We start from the raw sequence: 12,600 nt of genomic DNA on the forward strand, positions 1-12,600 counted from the left end.
GAGCCCGATGAGCCAGGCGGCACAGAACCTGAACTGGTTGATCACCAACTTCGTGGACAACACCCCCGGGGTGTCCCACACCGTCGTCGTGTCCGCCGACGGACTTCTTCTGGCGCTGTCGGAAGGTTTCCCGCGCGACCGCGCGGATCAGCTCGCAGCCGTCGCCTCCGGGCTCACCTCGCTGACCGCGGGTGCCTCCCGGATCTTCGAAGGCGGCAGGGTGGCGCAGACGGTCGTCGAGATGGAGCGGGGATTCCTCTTCCTCATGTCCATCTCCGACGGCTCCTCGCTCGCCGTCCTCTCCCACCCCGAGTGCGACATCGGCCTTGTCGGCTACGAAATGGCCCTTCTGGTCGACCGTGCAGGGGCGGTACTCACGCCCGACCTGCGCGCCGAACTCCAGGGCAGTCTGCTCCACTGATCGGCCCCGGCACCACCTGTCTCACCAAATCACCGTCCGGCCGCCACAATCCCCCCACCGGCCCCGTCAGACGGCACGACTGACCGACTTGCTGTCCCGCCCGGAGGATTCATGACCCCGCCCACCGCCTCTCACGATCCGTACGCCGAGCCGTACGGGGACGAGGGCGACCAGCCGCTGGTCCGTCCGTATGCGATGACGGGCGGCCGGACCCGGCCGCGCTATCAGCTCGCGATAGAGGCGCTGATCAGCACCACGGCCGACCCGGCACAGCTGATGGGACTGCTGCCGGAGCATCAGCGGATCTGCCACCTGTGCCGCGAGGTGAAGTCGGTGGCAGAGGTGTCGGCACTGCTGTCCATGCCGCTCGGTGTGGCACGGATTCTCGTCGCGGACCTCGCGGAGGCCGGACTCGTCGCCATCCACCAGCCGGGCGGCGACGAGAACAACGGCGGCGCGCCGGACGTGACACTGCTCGAAAGGGTGCTCAGTGGACTTCGCAAGCTCTGACGGAGGTCGGGCGACCACCTCCGCGAAGATCGTGGTGGCGGGGGGCTTCGGCGTCGGCAAGACCACGTTCGTCGGCGCCGTCTCGGAGATCAACCCGCTGCGCACCGAGGCCGTCATGACGTCCGCCTCGGCGGGCATCGACGACCTCACCCACACCGGAGGCAAGACCACCACCACGGTGGCCATGGACTTCGGCCGCATCACCCTGGACCAGGACCTGATCCTGTACCTGTTCGGCACCCCCGGCCAGGACCGCTTCTGGTTCATGTGGGACGACCTCGTCCGCGGCGCCATCGGCGCCGTCGTCCTGGTCGACACCCGCCGCCTCGCCGACTGCTTCCCCGCCGTCGACTACTTCGAGAACTCCGGCCTGCCCTTCGTCATCGCCCTCAACGGCTTCGACGGGCACCAGCCCTACACGCCCGAAGAGGTCCGCGAGGCACTCCAGATCGGCCCGGACGCCCCGATCATCACGACCGACGCCCGTCACCGCGCGGACGCCAAGAGTGCCCTGATCACGCTGGTCGAACATGCCCTCATGGCGCGTCTGCGGTAGGGCAAGTCGTCGGCACCATACGGCAGTTGTCGTAGATGTGCGGGAGCCGGCTGTGGCGTTTGACACGGCCGGCCCCGCTGTTCATAACGTTTCGACAGAGATATCGGGTGGTACCACCACGCGTCGCGTTCGGTCGGTGTCGCTGCGCTCACAAAAGCCCCGCCTTTTGGCGGGGCTCGCTCTTTATGACCGTTTTATCTGGGGCCTTCAGTCTGTGGAACGTCCACTTCCGAGTGTTTGGAATCGCGCAGACTGACGTGCTGGAATGCCTGAACTGCCCAGTAGTCAAGGACGTACAGGTCCGTGACAGGGCTCTTGAGACACCGCGGCACGACGTAGGTGCCGTCGCCGAGAGGTTGTTGGTCGAGTGAGGCGAAGCAAGAACGGTCCCGAGCCGTCGGCGCGGGGCAACTTCACCCCGCCGCCGCGCGGAGCGGCACCCGCACACGTGCCCGGCCCGGAGCCATCGGCGCTCCCGACCAGTGGCAGCCGCTTCTCGCCGCGCAACTGGCGCGTGCCGACGAGACTGAACGCGATCCTGCTCATACCCGTGCTGGTGGGCCTGGTCATGGGTGGCTTCCAGGTGAAGAGCTCCATAGACACCTGGCAGCAGGCGCAGGACGCGGAGGCCACCGCACGACTGGTACAGGCGTCGCTGTCCTACGCGGACGCGCTCTATCAGGAGCGCGACATCTCCGCACAACCCCTGCTGGACAAGAATGCGTCCGGCAAGGACAAGGTCGCGAACGAGGCGACCGTGAAGAAGGTGCGGGACGCCACCGACGCGGCCGCCGCCACCTTCGACCGCGCCGCGCAGAACATGCCGCACAAGGCGGGCCTCGAACGCCGCCTCGGCATCTTCCGCGACTCCGAGAAGCAGCTCGCGGACCTGCGGAAGGGCGCCTACGGCGCCGCTTTCCCGGGAGTGAAGACCGAAGAGGGCTACGTAGCGGTCGCGCACCCGCTGATGGAGTTCGCCAACGAGCTCGGGCTCGGCACCGGCAACATCACCAGCTACGGCCGTACGGTCTACGCCATCTCCCTCACCAAGGCCGCGCTCTCCCTCGAGCGCTCGATCGGCATGCACCTGCTGGTCAGCCCGGGCCCGGACCCCGAGAACTTCGGCAAGCAGCGCGTCGCCCTCTCGTCGTACGCCTATCTCGAGGGCATCGCCGTCGAGGAGTACCAGGGCGGTGGCACCGCGGCGGACGCCAAGAAGTTGCAGGAGGCCACGGTCAAGCTGAAGGCCGACGGCACCGCCCTGGCGCAGCAGGCCGCCGAGAACGCGAAGAAGGCCGGCCAGACCTATGTGCCGCCGCCCGACGACATGATCCAGCAGCTCGCCACCCTGCAGGCCCCGACTCCGGCGGCCGTCGCCGCGCTCGCCCCGAAGGGAGTCACACCCGCCAACTGGTGGGCGGTGAACACCCTCAAGTACAACGCCTACCGCCAGATCGAGTCGGACCTTGCCGACAAGGCCGTGTCGGACGCCTCGGGCATCGCCGACGACGCCAAACAGTCCGCGTTCATCACCGGCGGCATCGTCGTCGTCGCCCTGCTCGCCGCGTTCGTCCTGGCCGGTCTCATGGCCCGCCAGATGAGCCGCTCGATGCGCCAGCTGCGCAACGCCGCCTTCGGCGTCGCGGAGCAGCGCCTGCCGATGCTGGTCGACCAGCTCTCGCGCACCGACCCGGGCCGTGTCGACACCCGAGTCGCGCCCATCCCGATCGCGTCCACGGACGAGATCGGCGAGGTTGCCCGGGCCTTCGACCAGGTTCACCGCGAGGCCGTCCGGCTCGCCGCCGAGCAGGCCCTGCTGCGGGGCAACATCAACGCGATCTTCACCAACCTCTCCCGCCGCAACCAGTCGCTGATCGAGGGCCAGCTGACCCTGATCACCGACCTGGAGAACAACGAGGCGGACCCGGACCAGCTGGAGAACCTCTTCCGGCTCGACCACCTCGCGACCCGTATGCGCCGCAACGGCGAGAACCTCCTCGTCCTCGCCGGCGAGGAGCCCGGGCGCCGCTGGGACCAGCCGGTCCCGCTGATCGACGTGCTGCGCGCCGCCTCCTCCGAGGTGGAGCAGTACGAGCGCATCGAGCTGTCGGGCGTCCCGGAGGCCGAGATCCACGGCCGCGCCGTGACCGACCTCGTGCACCTGCTCGCCGAGCTGCTGGAGAACGCCACCACGTTCTCCTCGCCGCAGACCAAGGTCCGCGTCACGGCCACCCGTCTCCCGGACGGCCGGATCATGGTCGAGATCCACGACAAGGGCATCGGCCTGACCGCCGAGGACTTCGCGGACATCAACCACAAGCTGGCCAACCCGCCGACCGTGGACGCCGCGATCTCGCAGCGCATGGGTCTGTTCGTGGTCGGCCGGCTGTCGGACCGGCACGGCATCCGGGTACAGCTACGACCCTCCGGCGAGCAGGCGGGCACCACGTCGCTGGTCATGCTCCCGGACGCCATCACCCACGGCGGTGGCGGCGAGCAGTCGCTGGAGCGCGACGAGTTCACGGTCTCGCAGATCATCCCCGAGCAGCAGTTCCAGGGTGAGAACTTCGGTTCCCAGCTGCCGATGCGTACGGCCGCGGAGCTCGGCTTCGACGACAGCCAGTACGTGGAGGTCCCGGACGACATCCGCGACCTGGACCCCGTCGGCCGCTCGCTGATGCGCGAGGAGCGCCGTGCGGCCCTGGAGGCCCAGGCACAGGGCCACAGCCGCCCGGAGGAGGCCGGCGAGCCCGGCCCGTCGTACCAGGACGGGTTCGGGGCACAGGATCCGTCCTTCGGCAACGGGCAGCACCCGTACGAGGAGCAGCAGGCGGCGTACGACCCGTCGGCGGCGTACGAGGAGCAGTACTACGCGCCGAACGGCGGCCTGCCTCAGGGCGACGGCTTCCCGTCCGGCGGCTACCCGGAGCCGGCCTTCGCGGAACCGGTCCAGGACAACCGGGCGGCGAACCAGGGCACCGCTCCGGAGACGTTCCAGGCCTTCGACGAGTCCTCCTACCAGGACGACTGGCCGAAGCAGAACGAGTACCAGAGCGCATACCGCGGTGATTACGCTCCGGATACGGAATCCTTGCAGGCCGCTGACGTGAGTGAGCAGGACCGCGTAGGCTTCGACCGTCCCGGACCGGCACCGTCCGCCGTTCACGACCTGACCGATGCAGGACTGCCCCGCCGCGGCACCACCGCGAACGGCGGTACCGATCGGCCGCAGCCCGTGACGCCGGAGCCCTCGTCGGGCACGGAGCCGGCCGACGACTGGCGCTCCGCCAACGATCAGCGGTGGCAGCAGGCGTCCCAGGTCCGGAAGCCGAAGGCGGGCGGGGTCACATCCTCCGGTCTGCCCCGGCGGGTGCCCAAGGCGAACCTGATCGAGGGCGCCGCGGAGACGACCCCGCAGGGAGGCCCACAGGTCTCCCGCGCCCCCGAGGACGTGCGGGGCAGGCTGAGCAACCTGCGCCGAGGCGTCCAGCGGGGACGCAACGCAGGTAGTGAAACGAACGGCCAGGGCTTCGGTCCTGACAGCACCTACAACCAGGAGCGTTAGTGTGAGCCCGATGAGCCAGGCGGCACAGAACCTGAACTGGTTGATCACCAACTTCGTGGACAACACCCCCGGGGTGTCCCACACGGTGGTGGTCTCCGCCGACGGACTCCTTCTGGCGATGTCCGAAGGTTTTCCCCGCGATCGCGCCGACCAGCTGGCGGCCGTCGCCTCCGGCCTGACCTCGCTGACCGCGGGCGCCTCCCGCATCTTCGAGGGCGGCAGCGTGAACCAGACGGTTGTGGAGATGGAGCGAGGATTCCTCTTCCTCATGTCCATCTCCGACGGTTCCTCGCTCGCGGTTCTCGCCCACCCGGAGGCGGACATCGGTCTCATTGGGTACGAGATGGCGCTTCTGGTGGACCGTGCAGGTACGGTCCTGACTCCGGACCTTCGTGCGGAGCTCCAGGGAAGCCTTCTCAACTAACAAACGGACGGTGCGTATTGGCGTCCCGGGGCCGTAAGGTTTCGGGACGCGGCTTCCACAAGGATGGGCGCCCGGCGCAGTCGGAGGAGGAGAGAACGTGGCAACACCCCCAGGCGGTTCGCCCTCGGGCAACTGGTCCTACGGCCCCGGCCAGGGCCAGGGTCAGGGTCAGGGCGAGCAGAACCGGTACAACTTCCCCTCCGCGCCGAGCCACCGGCGCCAGCCGTACGCACCCCAGGGCCCGCAGGGCCCCGGTCCGTCGCCGTACGACCAGCCGCCCGCGCCGCGCATCCAGCCCGTGCAGCCGCAGCGCCGTGCTCCCGAGCCGGCGCCCGCGGGCTCCTCGAACAACCCTCTGGTGCGCCCGTACGCCATGACGGGCGGCCGCACCAGGCCGCGATACCAGCTCGCCATCGAGGCGCTGGTGCACACCACCGCGCAGCCGCACCAGATGCAGGGCCAGTTGCCCGAGCATCAGCGGATCTGCCACCTCTGCCGGGAGATCAAGTCGGTGGCCGAGATCTCGGCGCTCCTGACGATCCCTCTCGGCGTGGCCAGGATCCTCGTCGCCGACTTGGCGGAGGCGGGCCTGGTCGCCATCCATCAACCCGGCGGCGACGAGAACGCCGGCGGCCAGCCAGACGTGACACTGCTCGAAAGGGTGCTCAGTGGACTTCGCAAGCTCTAGCGGCGGTCCTTCCCGCTCCACCACCTCCGCGAAGATCGTGGTGGCGGGCGGCTTCGGCGTGGGCAAGACCACGTTCGTCGGCGCTGTCTCGGAGATCAACCCGCTGCGCACCGAGGCCGTCATGACGTCTGCTTCGGCGGGCATCGACGACCTCACCCACACCGGGGACAAGACCACCACCACGGTGGCCATGGACTTCGGCCGCATCACCCTGGACCAGGACCTGATCCTGTACCTGTTCGGCACCCCCGGCCAGGACCGCTTCTGGTTCATGTGGGACGACCTCGTCCGCGGCGCCATCGGCGCCGTCGTCCTGGTCGACACCCGCCGCCTCGCCGACTGCTTCCCCGCCGTCGACTACTTCGAGAACTCCGGCCTGCCCTTCGTCATCGCCCTCAACGGCTTCGACGGAAATCAGCCGTACAACCCCGAAGAGGTCCGCGAGGCACTCCAGATCGGCCCGGACGCCCCGATCATCACGACCGACGCGAGACATCGGGCCGATGCGAAGTCGACGCTGATCACCCTGGTCGAGCATGCGCTGATGGCCCGGTTGCGCTAGGCGGGTGACATCACCGCCCAAGGCCCCGGGAATGCGCCGACCGCGGTCCGCAGGTGGTTGATCACACGGTTCCCCGTGCCCCTTCAGGGGCACGGGGATTTTTTTCTTCGGGCCCGTGCCACGGACAGGACCCGCACACCGAGAAGGGCCCCTCCGCTCGCGGAGGGGCCCTTCGGGAATCGGGCGCTGAGGGGCGCGCGGCCTAGCCGTGCCAGCTGTGCGGGGCCCGGAAGCCCGGCTCGCGGTCCAGACGGCGCCAGCCGGCCTTGGCCCGGCCGCGGTGGGTCTGGGTCGTCGTGGACGACTGGGCGGCCGCACGGACGAGCAGGACGGCCGTTATGGCGGCCACTTCCTCGGGCTCGGCGTGGCCCTTCTCGACGCGGATATCAGGGATGTCCATGGGTGTCAGTCTCCGTGAGAGAGAGGTACGCGGGGTTGCCGCGGTGGGTCCGCTCGGTTACTGCGGGGGGTTGCCGTGTTTGCGGGAGGGCAGGTCCGCGTGCTTGGACTGGAGCATCGCGAGGGACTTGATGAGGACCTCGCGGGTCTCGGCGGGATCGATGACGTCGTCCACGAGTCCGCGTTCGGCCGCGTAGTAGGGGTGCATCAGCTCGGACTTGTACTCCTTGACCATGCGTGCCCGCATGGCCTCGGGGTCCTCCGCACCGGCGATCTGGCGGCGGAAGATGACGTTGGCCGCACCCTCCGCGCCCATCACGGCGATCTCGTTCGTGGGCCAGGCGTAGGTGAGGTCCGCCCCGATGGACTGGCTGTCCATCACGATGTACGCACCGCCGTACGCCTTCCGCAGGATCAGCGAGATCCGCGGCACGGTCGCGTTGCAGTAGGCGTACAGCAGCTTCGCGCCGTGCCGGATGATCCCGCCGTGCTCCTGGTCGACACCGGGCAGGAACCCCGGAACGTCCAGGAACGTCACCAGCGGAATATTGAAAGCGTCACACATCTGCACAAACCGTGCAGCTTTTTCCGACGCCTCGATGTCCAGTACGCCGGCGAGGGTCTGGGGCTGGTTGGCGATGATGCCGACGACCTGGCCGTCCAGGCGGGCCAGCGCGCAGATGATGTTCCGCGCCCAGCGCTCGTGGACCTCCAGGTACTCGCCGTCGTCGACGATCTCCTCGATCACCTTGGCCATGTCGTAGGGCCGGTTGCCGTCCGCCGGGACCAGGTCCAGCAACACCTCGCTGCGCCGGTCCACCGCATCCTCGGACTCCACCCGCGGCGGGTTCTCCCGGTTGTTCTGCGGCAGCATCGACAACAGGTAGCGCACCTCGGCGATGCACGTCTCCTCGTCGTCGTAGGCGAAGTGGCACACCCCGCTGGTCTCGGCGTGCACATCCGCACCGCCCAGACCGTTCTGGCTGATCTCCTCACCCGTCACGGCCTTGACCACGTCCGGACCGGTGATGAACATCTGCGACGTCTCACGGACCATGAACACGAAGTCCGTCAGCGCCGGACTGTAGGCCGCACCACCCGCACACGGGCCCAGCATCACCGAGATCTGCGGGATCACACCCGAGGCCCGGGTATTGCGCTGGAAGATGCCCCCGTACCCGGCGAGCGCACTGACACCCTCCTGGATCCGCGCACCCGCACCGTCGTTCAGCGACACCAGCGGCGCACCGGCCGCGATGGCCATGTCCATGATCTTGTGGATCTTCGTGGCATGCGCCTCACCCAGCGCACCGCCGAAGACACGGAAGTCATGGGCGTACACGAAGACCGTCCGGCCCTCCACCGTGCCCCAGCCGGTGACCACACCATCGGTGTACGGCTTCTTCGTCTCCAGCCCGAACCCGGTCGCCCGATGCCGCCGCAGCTGCTCGACCTCCTGGAAGGAACCCGCGTCCACAAGCAGCTCGATACGCTCCCGCGCCGTCAGCTTGCCCTTGGCATGCTGCGCCTCGGTCGCCTTCTCACTGGGCCCGGCCACAGCCTGCGCACGGATCTCGTGCAGCTCCGCCACCCGCCCGCGCGCATCCGTGGGCTCGCTTCCGGAATCTACAGCCTCGTCCAAAACGGTCATGTAGCGACCTTACGAAGTCCACCAAGCAAAGAGGGCCGTCGACTCCGTACAGTCTCCGGCCCGTTTTCCTGGTACCACTGAACAGAATCCGAGCCGGATGCAGTCGATCTGACTGCTCGGAGGGCCTGAGCGTTGTGGAGATTTCACAAAGCGCTCACCCGAGAGCCGGCTCACATTGAGGGATCGCACATGCCATCCCCGGAGTGACACCGAACCCCGAACGGCGGCTCGTCCGGCGCGACCCGGACGCTCGGACCGGCGTTCACGGCGACCGTACCCGGGGTCCACCGACGATCTTCCCAGGATTCATCCGAACGGGTGACGCACCCAGGGGTCCGGCGTACTGTCGCGAATGGGCACACCCACACCGGCCGGCCGGCCCGCACACGGTACCCGTCCGCCGGAACCGGCGGACACTCGGGTCCGGATCCCGTCCGGCCCGGACGGGATCCGGTCCGCGGGTGACCGCGGATCGGTGTACCTGTAGGGTGCCGAACTCAGCGGCTCCGCAAGGGGTTTCGCCGCCGTGGGCCGAGGCCGGACGCCGGCCGGCGGTCGCGCGGCCGGGGTCCGGGCGGACGGGCCGGGCCGGCACCCGCGGCCGGGGCGCCGCAGGACGTGACGCCCGCGACACAGGCCGGATGATGTTGAAAGTTGAATGGAATAGGTCTACGGTCGTCCATGTTGCCATCGTTGAAGATTGAACATCTTCAGGATCGCTGACCTACCGTCCCCCCAAGGAGCACGTCATGGGCATCTTCGGCCGCAAGAACACCGACACCACCAGCACCTCCGCAGCGGTGAACCCCGACCTCGCCGCGCTGACCGGCACGTACACGGTGGACCCGTCCCACAGCACGATCGGCTTCGTGGCCCGCCACGCCATGGTCACGAACGTCAAGGGCGGCTTCCAGGAGTTCGAGGGCACGCTGAACCTGGACGGCTCGGACCCGTCGAAGTCCACCGCCACGATCGACGTCAAGATGGACAGCATCGAGACGGGCTCCGCGGACCGCGACGGCCACCTGAAGAGCGCCGACTTCTTCAAGACCGACGAGCACCCCGAGATGACGTTCCGCTCCACCAAGGCCGAGGCCCTGGGTGGCGAGGACTTCCGGATCACCGGTGACCTCACGATTCTCGGTACGACCAAGCAGATCACCATCGACCTGGAGTTCAACGGCGCCGCCAAGGACCCGTTCGGCAACGAGCGCATCGGCTTCGAGGGCAAGTCGGAGATCGTGCGCTCCGAGTGGGGCCTGACCTGGAACGCCGCTCTCGAGACGGGTGGCGTGCTGGTCTCGGACAAGATCAAGCTGGTCTTCGACATCTCGGCGATCAAGCAGGCGTAACACCCGCCGACGCCGCCGCGCCCCCTTCCGGACGGCCGGCCCGACGCGCCCGTCCTCCGTCGCCCCGCGACCGGGGGCGGGCCGTCGGCGTCCGCGGATGCCGGCCCTCGCACCGCCCCGGTCACTGCGGCGCGACCCGGCGGCGTGCACCGGTCGCCCCGCGCCTCTTCGGGACGGGCAGCAGCCACCAGGCCGCGGCCACCGGCAACAGCGCACCGACGGCGACGGCCGCCGGCCGGGTCCGCAGCAGGCTTCCGGCGTCCTGGCCGAAGCAGCCCAGCAGGAGCGAGAGGGCGGTGGTCATGCCGGCCGCCCAGTACGCGTAGTTGAGCGGGCGCAGCCACAGAGCGACCGCGAGGACCGCGAACATCACCACCACCGAGGCACGTCCGGTGATCCCGGCCGCCGCGACCGCGGTGGCCGGCAGCGTCGCCCCGGACGCGCCGAGGAACCGCTCGACTCCCTTGCGCAGCACGTCCGTTCACCCCCGATTGCCGCTCGCCGCCACGAACGCGGTCAGCACCAGCCATGGCCAGTGGTGACCGAAGAACAGCCACCCGAGAGCGAAGGCGGCCGCCACCGCTGCGGCCGTCTGGAGGGCCATGCGGGTGCCGGGCCGGGGACGCAGCCGGGAGTCGCGCCGAGGAGGAACCGGGCGGTCCTCCTCTGCGCGCCAGGGGCCGAAGCGGTCCCCCGCCCACTGCACCAGCCAGACGCAACAGCAGGCCGGTACACCGATCACCGCCGACCAGACCCCAGCCCGCCGCCCCCCGCTGCGCCTCGGGCGGCAACGCCGGGCCCGGGACGACCAGCAGCGCCACGAGCGGCAGCGTCATCAGGATGCCGGCCCTGGTCGCCGCGGGACCGTAGCGGCGGATCCAGATGGCCAGGGACAGGCCCGCCGTGAAGACGACGGCGCCGACGGCGTAGTCCTCCGCGATCAGCCGGGCGACGAGCGCGGCCACCGCCGGCAGCCCGACATGGCCGCCCGGGACGCCTGGCTCGCCCGGGCCCTCGCCTCGCTCGGCGAGACCGAACGCGGCGCGATCATGGAGCGGCTCGCGCATGGGGACCCGACCGGCGACCGGCCGTGAGCCCCCGGCCGGTTCAGAAGTCTCCGCCCCCGAAGTCCCCGCCGCCGAAGCCGCCCGCCCCGCCGTCGCCGAAGCCGCCGCCGAAATCGCCGGGGTCGAAGTCGGCGCCCGAGACGTCTCCTCCCGTGTAGCCGCCGAAGTCGCCGTATCCCGCGCCGTAGTCGGCCGCGTAGGACGGCGTGGCCATCATGCTGCCCAGCAGCGTGCCGACCAGCAGACCGGGCAGGATGCCGCCGCCGAAGTAGCCGCCAGCCCAGGGCCCGTACGCGGGACCCGCATCCCAGTACGGACGGCGGCCGTACTCCGTCTCCACCTCGCGGATCGCGGGATCGCGGCCGTCGGCCAGCCGCGCCCGGTCCGCCGCACAGACCGGGACCTCGCGCGCGGCGCCACCCGCCGGCGTCCAGGTCGCATCGGCGACGGACGGGCCGTGGCGCGGGTCGAAGAAGCAGGGAGGCCGGCGTTCGGGCAGTGCGCGGCCCTCCCGGCGGGCGGCGAGCACCGCCAGCGAGAAGCGGCCGTCCTCGAGCGCCTGGGTGACGGCCTTCACGTCCTCCGGGCGCTCCGCCGCGGCCATGGCGGACTTGGCCCGGTCGTACGCGTTCAGCGCCCGTTCGTAGTCCTCGCGCATCGCGTCGTCCGCGCCCTGCTCGCCTGGATGGAAGTCGAGCCGGTCCAGTTCCTCGCCGAAGGCCGTGATGTCCTCGTCGACCACGACCCGCAGCTTCTCCAGCGCGGCCCGCTGCTCCTCGTCACGGCGGCGCCGGTTGCGCCGCACCAGCGCGTAGGCCCCCGTGGCGCCGGCCACGAGCACCACGGCCACCGTGATCAGCGCGGTGGAGGAGACCCCGCCGTCGCGGGCCGAGCCGCCCCAGGACGACGGGGCGCGGCCGCCCACGTTGGCGAGCGCCCGGTCGGTGAAGTCGTCCAGTTGGGCCTTGACGGACTCGCCCCGCACGCTGGTGACCAGGTTCTGCACCGCGGTGCGGGGCAGCACCGAGGAGTCGGCCCGGGCATCGAAGCGGTCGCCGAGGCGGATCGCGTACAGACCGGTGATGCCGGTGGCCGTACGGAGGTCCGCGAAGAGGTTCTGCGTGGGGTAGTCGGCGGGCAGGACGGCCACGAAGACCGGTTTGCCGGCGTCCTCGATCTTCTTCGCAAGGGCGTCCGCATCCCGGGCGGACAGCTGTCCGGAGGCCGCCGGATCGACGTAGACCGGTCCCTTGCGCAGCGCCGTGGCGACGGTCGAGACGTCCGTGGCCGCCTCTGCGCGCGGCACACCTCCGTACAGCACCGTCAGGGCCGCCATGAGCAGGGCGACCAGCGGTACGGCGAGCCCCTTGACCAGTACGACCTTCATACTTCGACGCTACCCGAA

Annotated in this window: 13 protein-coding genes; 8 read left to right on the plus strand and 5 right to left on the minus strand. The window is 69.8% G+C overall.

Features of this window, described 5'->3' with window-relative positions:
* Nucleotides 1-7 precede the first annotated feature (7 nt).
* The 7 genes from RCR19_RS11385 to RCR19_RS11415 all read left to right on the plus strand — a co-directional run bounded on the left by RCR19_RS11385 (nucleotide 8) and on the right by RCR19_RS11415 (nucleotide 6,726).
* Nucleotides 8-421 (plus strand): roadblock/LC7 domain-containing protein, encoded by a 414-nt coding sequence (locus RCR19_RS11385; RefSeq protein WP_059131718.1) that lies wholly within the window; start codon nucleotides 8-10, stop codon nucleotides 419-421.
* Between the two features lie 111 nt (nucleotides 422-532).
* Entirely contained in the window at nucleotides 533-931 is a 399-nt protein-coding gene (locus tag RCR19_RS11390) for a DUF742 domain-containing protein (protein ID WP_059131717.1), read from the plus strand.
* Nucleotides 912-1,487, plus strand: a complete 576-nt coding sequence (locus RCR19_RS11395) for an ATP/GTP-binding protein (protein WP_331265030.1) — start codon at nucleotides 912-914, stop codon at nucleotides 1,485-1,487. The genes RCR19_RS11390 and RCR19_RS11395 overlap by 20 nt, the downstream gene beginning before the upstream one ends.
* 367 nt (nucleotides 1,488-1,854) lie before the next feature.
* A complete protein-coding gene (locus RCR19_RS11400) occupies nucleotides 1,855-5,052 on the plus strand; it encodes a nitrate- and nitrite sensing domain-containing protein (RefSeq protein ID WP_331265031.1) in 3,198 nt (1,065 codons plus the stop codon).
* A 10-nt stretch (nucleotides 5,053-5,062) separates the two neighbouring features.
* Nucleotides 5,063-5,476 (plus strand): roadblock/LC7 domain-containing protein, encoded by a 414-nt coding sequence (locus RCR19_RS11405; protein ID WP_030948713.1) that lies wholly within the window; start codon nucleotides 5,063-5,065, stop codon nucleotides 5,474-5,476.
* Between the two features lie 97 nt (nucleotides 5,477-5,573).
* On the plus strand, nucleotides 5,574-6,164 hold the full coding sequence (locus RCR19_RS11410; protein WP_331265032.1) for a DUF742 domain-containing protein: 591 nt from the start codon (nucleotides 5,574-5,576) through the stop codon (nucleotides 6,162-6,164).
* Nucleotides 6,145-6,726: an ATP/GTP-binding protein gene (locus tag RCR19_RS11415; protein WP_099502672.1), complete on the plus strand. Its 582-nt coding sequence runs from the start codon at nucleotides 6,145-6,147 to the stop codon at nucleotides 6,724-6,726. The genes RCR19_RS11410 and RCR19_RS11415 overlap by 20 nt, the downstream gene beginning before the upstream one ends.
* Nucleotides 6,727-6,928: 202 nt before the next feature.
* Here the strand turns inward: RCR19_RS11415 and RCR19_RS11420 are convergent, their stop codons facing one another.
* Nucleotides 6,929-7,126 carry an acyl-CoA carboxylase subunit epsilon gene (locus RCR19_RS11420; protein WP_331265033.1) on the minus strand — a complete coding sequence of 66 codons (198 nt, stop codon included), beginning with the start codon at nucleotides 7,124-7,126 and terminating at the stop codon, nucleotides 6,929-6,931.
* A gap of 57 nt (nucleotides 7,127-7,183) precedes the next feature.
* Entirely contained in the window at nucleotides 7,184-8,776 is a 1,593-nt protein-coding gene (locus RCR19_RS11425) for an acyl-CoA carboxylase subunit beta (protein ID WP_115976386.1), read from the minus strand.
* 749 nt (nucleotides 8,777-9,525) lie between these two features.
* Between RCR19_RS11425 and RCR19_RS11430 the strand changes: the two genes are divergently transcribed.
* Entirely contained in the window at nucleotides 9,526-10,128 is a 603-nt protein-coding gene (locus RCR19_RS11430; RefSeq protein ID WP_331265034.1) for a YceI family protein, read from the plus strand.
* Nucleotides 10,129-10,249: 121 nt separating this feature from the next.
* Here RCR19_RS11430 and RCR19_RS11435 read toward each other — a convergent pair whose 3' ends face one another.
* The 3 genes from RCR19_RS11435 to RCR19_RS11445 all read right to left on the minus strand — a co-directional run bounded on the left by RCR19_RS11435 (nucleotide 10,250) and on the right by RCR19_RS11445 (nucleotide 12,582).
* Nucleotides 10,250-10,603 (minus strand): hypothetical protein, encoded by a 354-nt coding sequence (locus RCR19_RS11435; protein WP_331265035.1) that lies wholly within the window; start codon nucleotides 10,601-10,603, stop codon nucleotides 10,250-10,252.
* 6 nt (nucleotides 10,604-10,609) lie between these two features.
* On the minus strand, nucleotides 10,610-10,834 hold the full coding sequence (locus RCR19_RS11440) for a hypothetical protein (RefSeq protein ID WP_331265036.1): 225 nt from the start codon (nucleotides 10,832-10,834) through the stop codon (nucleotides 10,610-10,612).
* A 401-nt stretch (nucleotides 10,835-11,235) separates the two neighbouring features.
* A complete protein-coding gene (locus RCR19_RS11445; RefSeq protein WP_331265037.1) occupies nucleotides 11,236-12,582 on the minus strand; it encodes a hypothetical protein in 1,347 nt (448 codons plus the stop codon).
* Nucleotides 12,583-12,600: the final 18 nt, after the last annotated feature.

It is taken from the genome of Streptomyces sp. WAC07094, assembly GCF_036320405.1.
In the GTDB taxonomy this organism is placed as follows: Bacteria; Actinomycetota; Actinomycetes; order Streptomycetales; family Streptomycetaceae; genus Streptomyces; species Streptomyces lannensis.